Genomic DNA, 16,737 nt, shown 5'->3' on the forward strand with positions numbered 1-16,737 from the left:
CATGAAGATCGTCAACGCCCGCCTGCGCGGCCGCGAAGGCCTCCAGCGCATCGAACTGGACGGCGCGCGCATCGCCGCCATAGCCGCGCAACCGGCGCCCGCCGAGGCCGGCGGCGACGAGTTGGACGCCGCCGGCAACCTGGTGGTACCGCCCTTCGTCGAACCGCACATCCACCTGGACGCCACCCTCACCGCCGGCGAGCCGGCCTGGAACATGAGCGGCACCCTGTTCGAAGGCATCGAGCGCTGGGCCGAGCGCAAGGCGCTGGTCACCCACGAGGACATCAAGACCCGGGCGAAGAAGGCCATCGACATGCTGGTCGAGCACGGCATCCAGCACGTGCGCACCCACGTCGACGTCACCGACCCGACGCTGGCCGCGCTCAAGGCGATGCTCGAGGTGCGCGAGGAAACCCGTCACCTGATCGACCTGCAGATCGTCGCCTTTCCCCAGGAAGGCATCGAGTCCTACCAGGGCGGCCGCGAGCTGATGACCGAGGCCATCGCCCTGGGCGCCGACGTGGTCGGCGGCATCCCGCATTTCGAGAACACCCGCGAGCAGGGCGTCGGCTCGATCAAATTCCTCATGGACCTGGCCGAGCGCACCGGCTGCCTGGTCGACGTGCACTGCGACGAAACCGACGATCCACAGTCGCGATTTCTCGAGGTGCTCGCCGAGGAGGCACGGGTGCGCGACATGGGCGAGCGGGTCACCGCCAGTCACACCACGGCCATGGGCTCATGGGACAACGCCTACTGCTCCAAGCTGTTCCGCCTGCTGAAGCTGTCGCGGATCAACTTCGTCTCCTGTCCCACCGAGAGCATCCACCTGCAGGGGCGCTTCGACACCTTTCCCAAGCGCCGCGGCCTGACCCGGGTCGCCGAACTGGACCGCGCCGGGCTGAACGTCTGCTTCGGCCAGGACTCCATCGTCGATCCCTGGTATCCACTGGGCAACGGCAACATCCTGCGCATCCTCGAAGCCGGCCTGCACATCTGCCACATGCTCGGCTACGCCGACCTGCAACGCGCCCTCGATCTGATCACCGAGCACAGCGCCAAGGCCCTGCACCTGGGCGAGCGCTACGGCCTGGAAGTCGGGCGGCCGGCCAACCTGCTGATCCTCTCGGCGGCCAACGACTACGAGATGTTGCGCAGCCAGGGCCACGCGCTGGTATCGATCCGCCACGGGGAGATCCTGATGCGCCGCACGCCGGCGCGGATCGAACGCCATCGCTGAATCGCCACGGCGCCCTTCCCGCGGCCGGCGAACCGGCGAGCGCGCGGACGGCGCCCAGGGACAGGATCGCCGACACGCCTGCCCCACTGGCGGAAAGAGGAAAAATCGAACAAAAAAAAAGGGCGACTAACGTCGCCCGAAAGTGCCTTGCGTGCTCTGGAATCCGAAGGACTTCGTTATTTGTATTTCCGTGCGTCCTTCCAGATGAAATAACCGATCCCACCGGTGAAAACGAATATCAATCCCGCGACTGCCGTCCCCGCCACTACCACTTCATCGACCAACATGGCTGGCACTCTTCACCGTTGCTCTCTTCGATGGACTCAAGGTAACTGTAACAACGTCTGGAAAAATTGATCGGAGTCAATATCGCTCGATAGTTGGCAAACGGCATGGAAAAGAGCTGACATGGATCAATTCAGGTGCGGCGGGAAGTCGCGGCTGGCGCGGCCTCCAGCCTGTTCGAAGTTTCCGGGAACAAATCCGCGATATCCGCATGGATTTATTTCAAGCATCTCCGGAGTGATGAAATCTTCATCGACATACTATCCATACACAACTTCGCCACTGATTGGCCATTATCGAGGCGAAATAGTTCAGGAAAAGCCAATTACACGAAAATGACACGACTCGACGGATTATGCCTTTCGGCGATAGACATATATGAAAGAAACTTTCTCATATGAAGCGAACGGCTGCGCAAGCCGTTGCAGGACGATCGTGGCAATGCTCCTGCGGCTCGGGGCCGTGCCCCCGCCTTTGCGGCGGGGGCGGTCCTTCAGAGCTGCGCCAGCAGGACGCGGGCCTTGTCGATGGCGGTCCGGGCGCGTTCGAGGGCTCCGACACCCCGCTCGAGCAACTGCCGGGTGGGGATTTCCAGGCTGAGCGGCAGGTTCGCCGGCAAGGCGCGCAACAGGCCGGGCAGATCGCAATCGCCGTCGCCGGGGAAGCGCCGCTCGTTGCGCGCCTGGCGCAGGATCTCGTCCATGTCGTCCGGGCGCGGCCCGGCCACGTCGCACAACTGCGCGTAATGGATGCGTGCCGGGTCGAGCCGGGCCAGATCCTCCAGGTGCGAAGCGGAGCGGTCGAAATGGAAGGCGTCGACCAGCACGCAGCCGTTGGCGCGTCCGGCGTTGTCGACGATGCGCATGGCCTGGGTCAGGTCGCGGGCGTCGGTCCAAGGCATGAACTCCAGGTGCGGATCGAGGCCGAAACCGGCCGCCAGATCGCACAGGGCGGCGAAGTTGTCGGTCTGCCGCGCCTCGTCGGGATCGTTGCCGGCCACCAGCACCGCGCTTGCGCCCAGCTCGGCGCCGGCGGCGAGAATCACTTCGAAATCGGCGACGCGGGTATCCGGCTTCAAGCGCAGGATTTCCACGTCGAACACCCCGATTCCGGTATCGCGCAGGCGCGCCAGGGTCTGCCGGCGCAACCCGGCATCGGCGACCAGGGGGAAATGGTGTTCCTCGGCGGTGGCCGGCACCAGGCGCAGGCCGACATGGCTGTAGCCGGCACGGGCGGCCACCTCCACCATGTCGGGCGGGGACAGTTCGAGCACGGTCAGGGCGGCCAGGGACAGAATGCGTTCGCTCATGGCGGATCTCTTCAGAAGGTGGAAATGACCTGGGGCGAGCAGGCGCGGCCGCTTCCGGCCGCCTCGCGGATGGCCTCGACCAGCGCCAGGGTGTTGCCGGCATCGGCGGCGTCGACCAGCGGCGCCTCTTCGCCGCGGGCCACCCTGACGAAATGCTGCAGTTGCAGGCGCAGGGCCTCGCCCGCCCGGCAGGATTCCAGGCTCTGCAACAGGGGTTGGTGCCAGCCGGCGCCGGGTTCGGCGTAGTGCCAGCGCTTGAGCTGCGGAATGCTCAGCGCACCACGGGTGCCGGCCAGCAGGTAGCAGCTCTGCTCGGCCTGGCGCGGATAGACCGGGTTCTCGCCGGAATCCAGCTCCCAGCTCCAGGGGGCGGCCACGGCGTCCGAACCGGTCAGGGTGCCGAGGGCGCCGTTGGCGAAGCGCAGCAGCACCGCCGCGCTGTCCTCGTTGACCAGGCCGCGCACACCGTTGCCGGTGATCGCCTGGACCTCGTCGACCTCGCCGCACAGGTGGCGCAGCAGGTCGAGGTCGTGGATCAGGTTGGTCAGCAGCATCCCGGCGCCCGGCTCGCGGCGCCAGGGGACGTCGAAATAGCTGTCCGGCTTCTGCAACTGCCACAGCGCGGTGACCGTGGTCAGCCGGCCGAGGCCGCCGCTGCGGATCAGTTCGCGGGCACGGACGATCAGGGGGTTGTGCCGGCGGTGATGGCCGACCAGCACCGGCACACCGGCCTTCGCCGAAGCGGCGACCAGTTCGCGTACCTCGTCCAGGTGCACGCCGACCGGCTTCTCCAGCAGCACCGGCACGCCGGCGGCAATGCAATCCAGCGCGGTGCCGACGTGCAGGTTATTGGGGTTGGCGACGATCACCGCCTGCGGGCGGATCGCGTCGAGCATCCGCCGGTGATCGGCGAAATGCGCGACCGCGCATTCGGCGGCGAAGGCCTCGGCCTGCGGGCCGGGGTCGGCCACGGCACAGAGCCGGCCCTCGGGCAGATCGCGGAGATGCTGGTGATGCTGGCGGCCCATGGCGCCGGCGCCGATCAGGGCGACACGAAGCGGCTCGGTCAAGGCTGCGTCCTCTTGTTGTTATGAGTGGAAAGCGGGTCCCCGGGGTTGGGCGGGAATCCGCAAGCGCAGACAAAATAGAACTAAGTTCTATTTTTACACAAGACAGAATGCACGAAGCCGTGCGCTCAGCGCACGCTCACTAGAGCATTTTTACCTTATCCCGATTCATATCCGGCTGCCTCGAAGTAGTGCCTGCAGTCCTGTGCAGAGAACTGCGCAATCGCCTCGCCAATGCTCTGCCACAGCTCCGGCACGGTCCGCGCCGCCGCCTTTCTCAGCAGTGCCTTGAGCTTGGAGAAGGCCATCTCGATCGGGTTCAGGTCGGGGCTATAGGGTGGCAGGTAGCGCAGTGTGGCTCCTGCGCCTTCGATGGCCTGGCGTACCCCCGCCACCTTGTGGGCCGGCAGGTTGTCCATCACCACGATATCGCCGGGCGTCAGCTCGGGTACCAGAACCTGCCCGACATAGGCCAGGAAGACCGGGCCGTTCATGGCGCCATCGAGCACCAGCGGCGCGCTCAGGCCATCCAGCCGCAGGCCGGCGGTAAAGGTCGTGGTTTTCCAGTGGCCGTGGGGGATCGCGGCCCGGCAGCGCTCGCCGCGAGGGGCCCAGCCCCGCAGGCGGGCCAGGTTCGTCGAAGCGGCGGTTTCGTCGACGAAGATCAGCTTGCGCCAATCGAAACCGGACTGCTCCTCGATCCATCCCTGTCGGGCTGCCTGGACGTCCGGCCGTTGCTGCTCGGCCGCCTGCGCGGTCTTTTTTTGAACGTCATGGCGTGCCGGTCGAGAAACGTCCACACCGTCGCCAGGCTGACACGGACGCCACGCTCCCGTTCGAGGGTCGCGGCGAGTTCGGCCAGCGTCAGGTCGGGGGTCTGCTCGAGCAGGCCGAGCAGGTAGTCCGCATGGGGATCGAGCCGCAAGCCCCGGGGCTTGCCCTGTCGGCGGGCGACGAGTTCCCCGCCTTCCCGGAAGCGCCGCACCCAGACGATCGCTGTTGCCGTCCCGACGTCGAATCGCTCGGCGGCCTGCCGAGCCGACAGCCCACCCATGGCCGCGTCGACGACGCGCCGGCGAAGGTCAATGAAATGGACTCCCCCCTCCTACGGCGTCAATGCACCAGACTGAAGTTGCTGGAAACAGCAGTCACCAGAGGAGAGCGTCCCCATGAAACTCAAGCGGATAGGCGTCGATTTGGCAAAGCAGGTGTTCCAGATTCATGGCGTCGACAGCCACGAGCAGGCGGTCTGTCGCAAACAGCTCAAACGCTCGCAAATGCTGGACTTCTTTCGTCAACTCGAACCCTGCACGGTGGCGATGGAGGCCTGCGGCAGCTCCCATTACTGGGCGCGCGAGCTGAGAGTCCTGGGACATGAGGTGCGACTGATCGCACCGCAGTTCGTCAAACCCTACGTCAAGAGCGGCAAGAACGACGCCAATGACGCCGAAGCGATCTGCGAGGCGGCCAGTCGACCGAACATGCGTTACGTCGAGGTGAAGAGCGCCGAGCAGCAGGCCGGCCAGGCCCTGCACCGGATCAGGAGCCGCCTGATCCGGGCGCGGACGGCGCTGGTCAACGAGATTCGCGGGTTGCTGGGCGAGTTTGGCCTGGTCGAGAGCCGGCACGGCGTGGCGGCTACCCGCCGACTGGCACAGGCGGCCTTGGCGGATGCCGAGAACGGCCTGCCGGGCCAGATGCGCGGGTTACTGGTGGAGTTGCAAGGCGAATTGGTCGAGCATGAAGCGCGCTTGTCTCGTCTCGACGAAACGATCCAGCGCCAGGCTCGCGAGGACGAGCGGGTGGAACGCCTGATGCTGGTCGAGGGCATCGGTCCGATCACGGCCACCGCCCTGGTGTCGGCCGTGGGCGATGCTCGCCAGTTCCGCAGCGCCCGGCAGTTCGCTGCCTGGCTGGGGTTGGTTCCTCGCCAACACTCCAGCGGCGGCAAGGAGCAGCTGGGCCCGATCAACAAGCGAGGCGATACTTACTTGCGCACGCTGCTGGTTCACGGAGCCCGAGCGGTGCTCAGGCACTGCCAGGACAAGGCGGATCGACGCAGCCAGTGGCTCCAGCGCTTGCTGTGTCGACGCAACCCGAACATCGCCACGGTCGCTTTGGCGAACAAGAATGCCCGGATCGTCTGGGCGATCCTCAGTCGGGGAGATTGCTATCAACCTGGCTGAAAATAAAATCGCAGGCTGCACAGCCTGCAAAATGTTGAGCAGTAACCAGTAGATCCACCCCGATTGCACAGTGACATGCAGCGATGACGAACCGGTCGAACCGGCATGTGTAAAGCCTGCACAGTGCGTCGGCCCCCTGCAAGCAAGGCCGCTAGATCAATCAGGCACACATGAGCGGATTTTCATCATGGCTCGGGGCAGCCAATGCCTCATCGGAAGCCGGATATACGCAAGCAGTCGTACCTACGTTCGTCGGCAGGGCAAATCACTGGCAAACCGGGGGGAGTCCATATACGCACTGTATGCCCGAGCCATTCTGGTCTCCTTGTCCGAGCGGGAGAGGAGAACCGAAATGACCAGGAAGAGCAACCCCTGTATGTCGAATTCGTATTTTCTAAAAATGCTCTAGCGGCGGCAGGGCAAGAGGCGGGCCCCGAGTCGACGGCGCGAGCGGCCCTTGGCCGCCGGAAAACGGAGAGCAGGTATCAGGGGAACAGCTCGGAAGCCTGGCTGGCCTCGGACAGCTCTTCACCGGCCGCCAGCAGCAGCGGCGCCAACTGGTGCATGCGCGCCTCGCCGAGACGCGCGCTGGGACCGGCGAGGCTGAGCACACCGATGGGCCGGCGGCTGCGCGGATCGCGGACCACGGCGGCCATGGCCGCGGTACCGACGGCCGAACTTTCCACCACCCAGGCGTAACCGTGCTCGCGGGCCAGGCGCAATCGTTCGAGCAACTCGACGCTGTCGCGCGGAGCGTTGGGACCCAGTTCGCCCGGCTCGACCGGCGTCTGCCGATCGACCCGGAGCAGGGCCTCCTCGTCGCTCATGCTGGCCAGCCAGGCATGCCCGGAAGCGGTGGAAGACAGCGGTGCATCGCGGCCCATGTCCGGGTCGTAGCGCAACCCGCCGCGAGCGCCCTGGGACTTGGCGATCCAGGTCAGGCGCTCGCCGTCGATCACGCCCAGCCGCACCAGTTCGCCGGTTTCCTCGGCCAGACGGTCGAGGATCGGCTGGACCACGTCCGCGCCGCTGTTGGCCAGGTAGCGAAAGCCCAGCGCCACCAGCTTGGTGGACAACCGGTAACGGCTGGTGTGCGGGTCCTGGCGCACGTAGCCGAGGCGGATCAGGTCGGCGAGCATGCGATGCGTGGCGCTCTTGGGGATGCGCAACTGATCGGCCAGGCTCTGCAGGGGAATCCCGCCGGGGTCGGCGGTCAGGCTTTCCAGAAGACTCAGCGCTCGTTCGATTTGACTGCCAGCCATGTTCAACACCCACGCGGAAAATACCGCGATTCTAAAAGAGCCGGCTGACCGCCGGGAACCGTGGCCGCTGGCTGTCACCCGCAACGGACGACCGCCCCCTCTCCTTCCGGCCATTCTCCGGGCTTGGCGAACGACAGTTCCACCCCTATTATCGGAACCAAGTTCCAAAAACAAAAAACGGACGTGCGACCACCCTGCGTCGCCCCGTCGTTCCTGTCTGGAGAAATGCCATGCCTGCAAGTCCTCTGACCCACCCGCTCGAATGCGATGTACTGGTTGTCGGCTCGGGGGCCGCGGGCCTGTCGGCCGCGGTGACCGCCGCCTGGCACGGGCAGGAGGTGATACTGGTGGAGAAGGACCCGGTGTTCGGCGGCGCCACCGCCTGGTCGGGTGGCTGGATGTGGGTGCCGTGCAACCCCCTGGCACGCCGCGCCGGCATCGTCGAGGACCCGGAGCTGCCGCGCACCTACCTGAAGCACGAACTGGGCGAGCGCTACGACGCCGCGCGCATCGACGCCTTTCTCGAAGCAGGGCCGCACATGGTCGAATTCTTCGAGCGGCACACCGCCCTGCAGTTTTCCGACGGCAACCTGATCGCCGACATCCACGGCGACAGCCCCGGCGCCGGCACCGGCGGGCGCTCGGTGATCGCCGCGCCCTGCGACGGCCGCGAGCTCGGCGCGCTGATCCACCGCCTGCGCAAGACCATGCGCGAGACCTCGTTCATGGGCATGCCGATCATGGCCGGCAAGGACCTCGCCGCGTTCATGAACATGACCCGCTCGGCGCCCGCTTTCCTCCACGCCGCCCGGCGCTTCGGCCGCCATCTGATCGACCTGGCTCGCCACGGCCGCGCGATGCAACTGGTCAACGGCGTAGCGCTGGTGGCGCGGCTGGCCAAGTCGGCCGAGGCGCTCGGCGTACGGCTCTGCGAATCATCGCCGGCCAGGCGCCTGATAATCGAGGATGGCGCGGTACGCGGCGCGCTGGTGGAGACCGCCGGCGGTGAGATCGAGATCCGCGCGCGCAAGGCGGTGGTACTGGCCGCCGGCGGCTTCCCCAACGATATCGGGCGGCGCAAGGCGATGTTCCCGCGCACACCGACCGGCCATGAGCATCTGGCCCTGCCGCCGCCGGGCGCCTCGGGCGACGGCCTGCGCCTGGGTGAATCGGCCGGCGGACAGGTGGCGACCGACCTGGTGTCGCCGGTGGCCTGGGCGCCGGTGTCGCTGGTGCGCTACAAGGACGGCAGCGCCGGTCACTTCCCGCACATCATCGAGCGTGGCAAGCCCGGCATCATCGGCGTGCTGGCCGACGGCAGGCGCTTCGTCAACGAGGCCCACGGCTACTACGACTACGTGGCGGCGATGGTCGCCGCGGTACCGCCGGAACAGGAAGTCGCCTCCTGGCTGATCTGCGACCACCGCTTCCAGCGCCGCTACGGCCTCGGCATCTCGCGGCCGACACCGCTACCGGTCGGCCCCTGGGTGCGCAACGGCTACCTGAAGAGCGGCGCCACCCTCGACGAACTGGCACGAGCCTGCGGCATCGACCCGGCGGGTCTGGCCGAAACGGTCGCCGAATACAACCGCCACGCGCGCAACGGCGAGGACCCGGCCTTCGGCCGCGGTTCGACTCCCTACAACCGCAAGCAGGGCGACCCCGGCCACCAGCCCAACCCCTGCGTCGCGCCCATCGAGCACGCGCCCTTCTACGCGGTGAAGGTGCAACCGGGCTGCTTCGGCACCTTCGCCGGCCTGCGGACCAACGCCCACGCCCAAGTGCTGGACGGCGCCGGCCGACCGATCGACGGCCTGTACGCCGCCGGCACCGACATGGCCAGCATCATGGGCGGCCACTACCCGGCCGGCGGCATCAACCTCGGCCCGGCGGTGACCTTCGGCTATATCGCCGGCCGGCACATCGCCGGGGCCACCGCCTGGGAGTGAGGATCGAACGCCTGGGGCCGCGCCGGATCAGCGCTTCTTCTTCGGCTTGCCGGCGGGCTTCTTCTTTTTCCCCGGCGGTAGCGGCAGGGCCTGTGCGAAAGCCTGGCGCACATCGTTCAGGCGCTTTTCGTGCAGGTCGTGGATGCGCTTGCTGCGCTCGCTGCTGAAATCGATCAGGTTATCGTCGGAACTCATGGCTGCGGATGCACCTGGCGGAAGGTCAGATTCAGGCGCGGCGCGCAGGGCTTGCGCGTCTTCGCCACCTGATGCTGCCAATGATGCTGCGTCGCGCCGGCCATGACCAGCACGGAACCGTGTTCGAGCAGCAGCGAACGCTCGATGCGCGTCTGTCCGACGCGGCGCAAGTCGAAGCGCCGGGTGCCGCCCAGGCTGAGCGAAACGATCAGCGGATCACGCCCCAGCTCGGCCTCGTCATCGCTGTGCCAGCCCATGGAATCCCGGCCGTCGCGGTAATGGTTGAGCAGCACGCCGTTCAACGGCCGGCCGACGAGCGCCTCCAGGGCCGCGCGGATCTCCGCCAGGAGCGGTGTCCAGGGCTGCGGCGGATGGGTCAACCCGGAATAGCGATAGGCGGCATCGCCATACCAGGCGACCTGGCGCGGCACAGGATGAAGGCGTCCGTACAGCCGCACCTGCGGCCGTTCCCAGGGCGTTTCCGCCAGCAGGCGGGCGAGCCAGCGGTCGGCTGTGGCGCCGTCCAGCCAAGCGGGCAGGTAGCGCAGCTCGGCGTCGGGCAGATCGAACGGGGCGTCGAACAATGGCATGGCGAAGACAGCGGATCGCAGGGCGTTCATCCTACACCGGTGGAGGACTACGCTTTCTCATATAAATGCGCCGGCAGTCGACGTCGATCTACCCAGGGCATTCCGTTACCATAGCCGGCCTTTTTACAGCGGAGACAGGCATGGTGCAGCAATATCAACCGGGGCAGCGCTGGATCAGCGACAGCGAGGCGGAACTCGGGCTCGGAACCATTCTCACCGCGGATGGCCGGTTGCTCACAGTGCTCTATCCGGCCACCGGCGAAACCCGCCAATATGCCCAGCGCAACGCGCCCCTGACCCGCGTGCGCTTCGCCCCCGGCGACGAGATCACCCACTTCGACGGCTGGAAGATGATCGTCCGCGAGGTCGAGGACCAGGGCGGCCTGCTCATCTACCACGGCCTCGACGCCCAGAACCAGGGGTGCAGCCTGCCGGAAACCCAGTTGTCCAACTTCATTCAGTTCCGCCTGGCCAGCGACCGCCTGTTCGCCGGGCAGATCGACCCGTTGCCCTGGTTCGGCCTGCGCTATCACACCCTGGAACACCGCAGCAGCCTGCTGCAGTCCCCGCTCTGGGGTCTGGCCGGCGCCCGCGCCCAGCCGATCGCCCACCAGTTGCACATCGCCCGCGAGGTCGCCGACCGCGTCAATCCGCGCGTGCTGCTGGCCGACGAGGTGGGCCTGGGCAAGACCATCGAGGCCGGCCTCATCATCCATCGCCAGTTGCTTTCCGGCCGCGCCGGCCGGGTGCTGATCCTGGTGCCGGAAAACCTCCAGCACCAGTGGCTGGTGGAGATGCGCCGGCGCTTCAATCTGGAAGTGGCGCTGTACGACGCCGAACGCTTCACCGAGAGCGATGCCAGCAATCCCTTCGAGGACACCCAACTGGCGCTGGTCTCCCTGGAGTGGCTGACCGTCGCCGAGCACGCCCAGGACGCCGCCTTCGCCGCCGGCTGGGATCTCCTGGTAGTGGACGAGGCGCATCATCTGGTCTGGCACCCCGAGCAGCCGAGCGCCGAATACACGCTGGTCGAGCAGCTCGCCCAGGTCATCCCCGGCGTGCTGCTGCTCACCGCCACTCCCGAACAGCTCGGCCAGGAGAGCCACTTCGCCCGCCTGCGCCTGCTCGACCCCGACCGCTTCCACGACCTCGAAGCCTTCCGCGCCGAAAGCGCCAACTACCGTCCGGTCGCCGAGGCGGTGCAGGAACTGCTCGACGAAGGCCGCCTCTCCGAGCGCGCCCACGCGGTCATCCGCGGCTTTCTCGGCGCCGAGGGCGAAGCGTTGCTCGCCGCGCTCAGCGATGGCGACATCCAGGCCGGCGCGCGCCTGACCCGCGAACTGCTCGACCGCCACGGCACCGGCCGGGTGCTGTTCCGCAACACCCGCGCCGCGGTGCAGGGCTTCCCCGAGCGCCAGTTGCACCCCTACCCGCTACCGAGCCCGGCCGAGTATCTGGAGCTGCCGATCGGCGAGCATGCCGACCTGTATCCGGAGGTCAGCTTCCAGGCCCGCCAGGAGGACGACAGCGAAGAGAACCGCTGGTGGCGCTTCGACCCGCGCGTCGAATGGCTGATCGACACCCTGAAGATGCTCAAGAAGGTCAAGGTGCTGGTGATCTGCGCCCACGCCGAGACCGCGCAGGACCTGGAAGACGCCCTGCGGGTGCGCTCCGGCATCCCGGCCACGGTGTTCCACGAGGGCATGAGCATCCTCGAACGCGACCGCGCGGCGGCCTGGTTCGCCGACGAGGAGTTCGGCGCCCAGGTGCTGATCTGCTCGGAAATCGGCAGCGAGGGCCGCAACTTCCAGTTCGCCCACCATCTGGTGATGTTCGACCTGCCGGCCCATCCGGACCTGCTCGAACAGCGCATCGGCCGCCTCGATCGCATCGGCCAGAAACACGTCATCCAGTTGCACGTGCCCTATCTGGAGAACAGCGCCCAGGAACGCCTGTTCCACTGGTATCACCAGGCGCTGAACGCCTTCCTCGCCACCTGCCCCACCGGCAATGCCCTGCAGCACCGGTTCGGCCCGCGCCTGCTGCCGCTGCTGGAAGGTGGCGACGACGACCAATGGCAGGAACTGCTGGATACCGCCCGCGCCGAACGCGAACGCCTGGAGAGCGAACTGCACGCCGGCCGCGACCGCCTGCTGGAACTCAACTCCCGCGGCGGCGGCGAAGGCGATGCGCTGGTCGAGGCCATCGACGAACAGGACGACCGGTACGCCCTGCCGATCTATATGGAAGAGCTGTTCAACGCCTTCGGCATCGACAGCGAGGACCATTCGGAGAACGCGCTGATCCTGCGCCCCAGCGAAAAGATGCTCGACGCCAGCTTCCCACTGGGCAGCGACGAGGCGGTGACCGTCACCTACGACCGCGCCCAGGCGCTGGCCCGTGAGGACATGCAGTTCCTCACCTGGGAGCATCCCATGGTGCAGGGCGGCATGGATCTGGTGCTGTCCGGCTCGATGGGCAACACCGCAGTGGCGCTGATCAAGAACAAGGCGCTCAAGCCCGGCACCGTGCTGCTCGAACTGCTCTACGTCAGCGAAGTGGTGGCGCCGCGCGCCCTGCAGCTCGGCCGCTTCCTGCCACCGCTGGCGCTGCGCTGCCTGCTCGACGCCAACGGCAACGACCTGGCGCCGAAGGTCGCCTTCGACACCCTCAACGACCAGTTGGAAAGCGTGCCGCGCGGCAGCGCCAACAAGTTCGTGCAGGCCCAGCGCGACGTGCTGGCCAAGCAGATCAACGCCGCCGAAGCCAAGGTCGCGCCGCGCCATGCCGAGCGCGTCGCCGAGGCCAGGCAGCGCCTCGCGGCCAGCCTCGACGAGGAGTTGGCCCGCCTGACCGCGCTCCGGGCGGTCAACCCGAGTGTGCGCGACAGCGAACTGGAAGCCCTGCGCCGGCAGCGCGAAGATGGCCTGGCCATGCTCGACAAGGCGGCTCTGCGCCTGGAGGCGATCCGTGTGATGGTCGCGGGCTGACCTCGCCCAGCGTCGGCACGTCCATGGCGGATGGCCACCCCGTGGACGGCCACCCCGTGGAAAACGCTACGCGGTTTTCCAGCCAGCTCCGAGCGACTCCGTAGGGTGGGAAACGGCCGCAGGCCTTTCCCACCTGGCGGAGGACGCTACGCGGCCTCCTCCCCGCCTCCGAAAGCGCTCAGCTCTCCAACTGCCGCAGCAGCGCGAGGAAAGCCTCCTCGTCGAGCACCTTCACCCCCAGTTCGCCGGCCTTGGCCAGCTTCGAGCCGGCTCCGGGACCGGCGACCACGCAAGCGGTCTTCGCCGAGACCGAGCCGGCCACCTTGGCGCCGAGGCTTTCCAGCCTCGCCTTGCCCTGCTCGCGGCTCATGGACTCCAGGGTGCCGGTCAGCACCCAGGTCTGCCCGGCCAGGGGCAGGCCCTCGGCGCAGCGGCGCTCGCTTTCCCAGTGCATGCCGAATTCGCGCAATTGCCCCTCGATGGCACGGGCGTGCTCGACGTTGGCGGGGACGGCGAAGAACTCGCGCAGCGCCTGCCTGGCCTTTTCCGACAGCCCTTTGGTCGTGTTCAGGGTCAGCCAGTCCTGGCTGAGGCCGATCACCGCCTCCAGGCTGCCCGCCGCCTCGGCGAGCTTTTTCGCGCCGGTGGCGGCGATCCCCGGAATGTCCAGTTTGTCGAGCAGTTCGCCCAGGCTGGCGCAGGCGGCGAACTCCGCGTGCAATTCGCCTTCCTCCTGCAGTTCGACGCCACGCGCCAGCAACTGCCCGATCACCGTGAGGTTGTGCTCGTCCCGGAAGAAGCTGTGGATCTCGTGGGCGACTTCCAGGCCGACGTCCGGCAGCCAGATGAGCACCTCGGGCAGGGCCTTCTCGATGCGCGTGAGCGAGCCGAGCGCGCGGGCCAGCCGCTTGGCGGTCTCCTCGCCGACATCGGGAATGCCCAGCGCGTAGATGAAGCGCGCCAGGCTCGGCCGGCGGCTGGCGGCGATGGCCGCCAGCAGATTGTTGCTGGAGACCTCGGCGAAGCCGTCCAGCACCACCAGTTGTTCGAAGGTCAGGATGTAGAGATCGGCCGGCGACTTCACCAGGCCGGTGTCCACCAGTTGCTCGACGATCCGCTCGCCGAGGCCGTCGATGTCCATGGCGCGTCGCGAGACGAAGTGGACGATCGCCTGCTTGAGCTGGGCCTGGCAGGCCAGGCGACCGACACAGCGGTAGATCGCTCCTTCGCTGAGCGAGGCCCTGCCCTTGCCGCGCTTGACCAACTGGGTGCGCTCCACCGCCGAGCCGCACACCGGACACTGCCGCGGCACCTCGACCGGACGGGCATCGGCCGGCCGGCGCTCGCCGACCACCTGCATGATCTGCGGAATCACGTCGCCGGCGCGGCGAACGATCACCGTGTCGCCGATCATCACGCCGAGGCGCGCCACCTCGTCCATGTTGTGCAGGCTGGCGTTGGACACGGTGACACCGGCCACCTGCACCGGTTTCAGGCGCGCCACCGGGGTGATGGCGCCGGTCCGGCCGACCTGGAACTCGACGCCGAGCAGTTCGGTGAGTTCCTCCTGGGCCGGGAACTTGTAAGCGATGGCCCAATGCGGGGTACGGGCGCGGAAACCCAGCTCGCGCTGCCAGTCCAGGCGATTGACCTTGAACACCACGCCATCGATGTCGTAGGCCAGGCCCTGGCGGCGCTCGCCGATGGCACGGTAGTAGGCCAGGCAATCCTGAACGCTTCGCGCCAGTTGCAGTTCGCGACTGATCGGCAGGCCCCAGCGCCTCAGGGTCTCGAGGAGGCTGGTATGGGTTTGCGGCACCTCGGCCCCCTCGAAGCGACCGATCCCGTAGCCGCAGAACTCCAGCGGCCGGCCGGCGGTGATCTTCGGGTCGAGCTGGCGCAGGCTGCCGGCGGCGGCGTTGCGCGGGTTGGCGAAGGTCTTGCCGCCGTTCTCGATGGCACGGGCGTTGAGCGCCTCGAAGCCGGCGCGCGGCATGTAGATTTCGCCGCGCACCTCCAGCACGGCCGGCCAGCCCTGGCCGTGCAGCCTGAGCGGAATGTTGCGCACGGTACGCACATTGGCGGTGATGTCCTCGCCGGTGCTGCCGTCGCCGCGGGTGGCGCCGCGCACCAGTTGGCCGTCCTCGTAGAGCAGGCTGACGGCCAGGCCGTCCAGCTTGGGCTCGCAACTGTACTCCACCACCTCGATGCCGCGGTCCAGGCCCTTGCACACGTTACGGTCGAAATCGAGCAGATCCTCCTCGGCGAAGGCATTGCCCAGGCTGAGCATGGGCAGCTCGTGGCGCACCTGGCCGAAGGCCGCCAGCGCCTCGCCACCGACGCGCTGGGTCGGCGACTCCGGGGTGACCAGTTCGGGATGTTCGGCCTCAAGGGCCTTGAGCTCGTTGAACAGACGATCGTACTCGGCGTCCGGCACGCTCGGCGCATCGAGCACATAATAGCGGTAGTTGTGTTCGTCGATCTCGCTGCGCAGCCGGGCGATGCGTTCGGCGGCGGTCTGGGCGTCGGTCATGGCGATGGTTTCCGGAAAACGAAAAGAGCAGCCGTAGCTGCTCGAGGGGGGCACTGAAAGCCGCCGAAGGCGGTCTCGCGGCCCGGGGAAACCTCGCCACCTGGGCGCCGCTTCCCGAAGCCGGCGGAATGCCCGGGCTCAGCGCTTGTGGGTCAGTTGGCGGCGCTCGAAATCGGCGATCCGCTGGCGATAGTGCTCGATGGTCTGTGCGGTCATCACGCTGCGCTGGTCGTCCTTCAGCTCGCCGTTCAGCTCCTGGGCCAGCTTGCGGGCGGCGGCCACCATGAGCTCGAAGGCCTGCTTCGGATGGCGCGGGCCGGGCAGGACCAGGAAGAAACTGACCGCCCGGGTGGAGAAGTGGTCGATGTCGTCGAGGTCGAAGGTGCCGGGCTTGAGGGCGTTGGCCATGGAGAACAGCACCTCGCCGTTGCCGGCCAGGCTCTCGTGGCGATGGAAGATGTCCTTCTCGCCGAAACGCAGGCCGCTTTCGAGGATGCTCTGCAGCAGCGCCGGCCCCTTGAACCCCGCCCCGTCCCGCGATACCACGATGATGACCAGGTATTCCTCGATCGGCGGCAGCTCCCGCGGCTCGCTGTGCTCGGGCTGCTCGATCCGGCGCGACTCGAACTTCGGCTCCGCCGCGCGCAGCCTGGAGACGGGCTCGGCAACGGCAGTATGGACCGGCTCGTCGAGTTCCAGCCCGAGGTCGTCCAGTTCGTCGTCGAGGCGCCGCCGGCTCGGCCCGCGAACGCTCAGCGAGGGCAGGTTCTCCTCGTCCGGCTCGAAGCCGGCTCCTTGCGGGAAATCGACCGACCGCGAGGGCCCCAGCAATTCGCTGTTTTCGCTGACCGCTTCGGGCGCATCGGCGATTTTGCGCTCGAGCTTGAACTTGAGCTTGCCCTTGCTGCCCCGCATGCGCCGCCATCCGTCGAACAGGATGCCGCCGATGACGACGATGCCGATGACGATCAGCCACTCACGCAGACCGATTTCCATGAAATCCACAACCCCTGAACTGATTTGAAAAAAAGGCTTCCCATCCCATACAAAAAAGGCGTCCGGCCCTCTCATAAACACGGCAACTACATGTTCCCGCAACGTTTTCCATGCATACGAAAATTCCCATTAAGC

At 67.2% G+C, this 16,737-nt stretch carries 13 protein-coding genes; 4 read left to right on the plus strand and 9 right to left on the minus strand.

The genetic code is table 11. The annotated features are described in order from the left end of the window. Position 1: 1 nt before the first annotated feature. Complete coding sequence (gene codA / locus AVCA_RS13745; protein ID WP_012701569.1) at positions 2–1,240, plus strand: cytosine deaminase; 1,239 nt, start codon at positions 2–4, stop codon at positions 1,238–1,240. A gap of 176 nt (positions 1,241–1,416) precedes the next feature. Here codA and ccoM read toward each other — a convergent pair whose 3' ends face one another. From ccoM to AVCA_RS13765, 4 genes are all read right to left on the minus strand, one after another. Then, positions 1,417–1,527, minus strand: a complete 111-nt coding sequence (gene ccoM / locus AVCA_RS26800; RefSeq protein ID WP_012701570.1) for a cytochrome c oxidase subunit CcoM — start codon at positions 1,525–1,527, stop codon at positions 1,417–1,419. Positions 1,528–2,018: 491 nt separating this feature from the next. Next, positions 2,019–2,834: a sugar phosphate isomerase/epimerase family protein gene (locus AVCA_RS13755; protein ID WP_012701572.1), complete on the minus strand. Its 816-nt coding sequence runs from the start codon at positions 2,832–2,834 to the stop codon at positions 2,019–2,021. Between the two features lie 11 nt (positions 2,835–2,845). Beyond that, the gene (locus AVCA_RS13760; protein ID WP_012701573.1) at positions 2,846–3,904 is read right to left on the minus strand and encodes a Gfo/Idh/MocA family protein; all 1,059 of its coding nucleotides are present in this window, start codon (positions 3,902–3,904) and stop codon (positions 2,846–2,848) included. Between the two features lie 155 nt (positions 3,905–4,059). Then, positions 4,060–4,955 (minus strand): IS630 family transposase gene (locus AVCA_RS13765; protein WP_236616176.1). Its coding sequence is split into 2 segments (ribosomal slippage): positions 4,060–4,661 and positions 4,661–4,955, totalling 897 coding nucleotides; the frame shifts between segments, so codons are not numbered across the junction. A 115-nt stretch (positions 4,956–5,070) separates the two neighbouring features. On the opposite strand from AVCA_RS13765, the gene AVCA_RS13770 reads away from it, so the two are divergent. After that, positions 5,071–6,087: an IS110-like element ISAzvi2 family transposase gene (locus tag AVCA_RS13770; RefSeq protein ID WP_012699615.1), complete on the plus strand. Its 1,017-nt coding sequence runs from the start codon at positions 5,071–5,073 to the stop codon at positions 6,085–6,087. A gap of 485 nt (positions 6,088–6,572) precedes the next feature. Here the strand turns inward: AVCA_RS13770 and AVCA_RS13775 are convergent, their stop codons facing one another. Further along, positions 6,573–7,349 carry an IclR family transcriptional regulator gene (locus AVCA_RS13775; RefSeq protein WP_012701575.1) on the minus strand — a complete coding sequence of 259 codons (777 nt, stop codon included), beginning with the start codon at positions 7,347–7,349 and terminating at the stop codon, positions 6,573–6,575. A gap of 230 nt (positions 7,350–7,579) precedes the next feature. Here AVCA_RS13775 and AVCA_RS13780 point away from each other — a divergent pair, with 230 nt between their 5' ends. Further along, the gene (locus AVCA_RS13780) at positions 7,580–9,298 is read left to right on the plus strand and encodes an FAD-dependent oxidoreductase (protein ID WP_012701576.1); all 1,719 of its coding nucleotides are present in this window, start codon (positions 7,580–7,582) and stop codon (positions 9,296–9,298) included. Positions 9,299–9,325: 27 nt separating this feature from the next. Here the strand turns inward: AVCA_RS13780 and AVCA_RS26445 are convergent, their stop codons facing one another. Then, positions 9,326–9,493: a hypothetical protein gene (locus AVCA_RS26445; protein WP_012701577.1), complete on the minus strand. Its 168-nt coding sequence runs from the start codon at positions 9,491–9,493 to the stop codon at positions 9,326–9,328. Further along, complete coding sequence (locus tag AVCA_RS13785; protein WP_012701578.1) at positions 9,490–10,083, minus strand: alpha-ketoglutarate-dependent dioxygenase AlkB family protein; 594 nt, start codon at positions 10,081–10,083, stop codon at positions 9,490–9,492. The genes AVCA_RS26445 and AVCA_RS13785 overlap by 4 nt, the downstream gene beginning before the upstream one ends. A 140-nt stretch (positions 10,084–10,223) precedes the next feature. Between AVCA_RS13785 and rapA the strand changes: the two genes are divergently transcribed. Further along, a complete protein-coding gene (gene rapA / locus AVCA_RS13790) occupies positions 10,224–13,073 on the plus strand; it encodes an RNA polymerase-associated protein RapA (RefSeq protein WP_012701579.1) in 2,850 nt (949 codons plus the stop codon). Between the two features lie 178 nt (positions 13,074–13,251). Here the strand turns inward: rapA and ligA are convergent, their stop codons facing one another. Next, a complete protein-coding gene (gene ligA / locus AVCA_RS13795; protein ID WP_012701580.1) occupies positions 13,252–15,606 on the minus strand; it encodes an NAD-dependent DNA ligase LigA in 2,355 nt (784 codons plus the stop codon). Positions 15,607–15,744: 138 nt separating this feature from the next. Then, positions 15,745–16,602, minus strand: a complete 858-nt coding sequence (gene zipA / locus AVCA_RS13800) for a cell division protein ZipA (RefSeq protein ID WP_012701581.1) — start codon at positions 16,600–16,602, stop codon at positions 15,745–15,747. Between the last annotated feature and the right edge of the window lie 135 nt (positions 16,603–16,737).

Source organism: Azotobacter vinelandii CA (assembly GCF_000380335.1).
Classification (GTDB): domain Bacteria; phylum Pseudomonadota; class Gammaproteobacteria; order Pseudomonadales; family Pseudomonadaceae; genus Azotobacter; species Azotobacter vinelandii.

Excerpts from the sequence above, each read along its gene's own strand:
- codA (WP_012701569.1), top strand. The coding sequence starts at position 2 with ATGAAGATCGTCAACGCCCGCCTGCGCGGCCGCGAAGGCCTCCAGCGC.
- ccoM (WP_012701570.1), bottom strand. The coding sequence starts at position 1,527 with ATGTTGGTCGATGAAGTGGTAGTGGCGGGGACGGCAGTCGCGGGATTG.
- AVCA_RS13755 (WP_012701572.1), bottom strand. The coding sequence starts at position 2,834 with ATGAGCGAACGCATTCTGTCCCTGGCCGCCCTGACCGTGCTCGAACTG.
- AVCA_RS13770 (WP_012699615.1), top strand. The coding sequence starts at position 5,071 with ATGAAACTCAAGCGGATAGGCGTCGATTTGGCAAAGCAGGTGTTCCAG.
- AVCA_RS13775 (WP_012701575.1), bottom strand. The coding sequence starts at position 7,349 with ATGGCTGGCAGTCAAATCGAACGAGCGCTGAGTCTTCTGGAAAGCCTG.
- AVCA_RS13780 (WP_012701576.1), top strand. The coding sequence starts at position 7,580 with ATGCCTGCAAGTCCTCTGACCCACCCGCTCGAATGCGATGTACTGGTT.
- AVCA_RS26445 (WP_012701577.1), bottom strand. The coding sequence starts at position 9,493 with ATGAGTTCCGACGATAACCTGATCGATTTCAGCAGCGAGCGCAGCAAG.
- AVCA_RS13785 (WP_012701578.1), bottom strand. The coding sequence starts at position 10,083 with ATGCCATTGTTCGACGCCCCGTTCGATCTGCCCGACGCCGAGCTGCGC.
- rapA (WP_012701579.1), top strand. The coding sequence starts at position 10,224 with ATGGTGCAGCAATATCAACCGGGGCAGCGCTGGATCAGCGACAGCGAG.
- ligA (WP_012701580.1), bottom strand. The coding sequence starts at position 15,606 with ATGACCGACGCCCAGACCGCCGCCGAACGCATCGCCCGGCTGCGCAGC.
- zipA (WP_012701581.1), bottom strand. The coding sequence starts at position 16,602 with ATGGAAATCGGTCTGCGTGAGTGGCTGATCGTCATCGGCATCGTCGTC.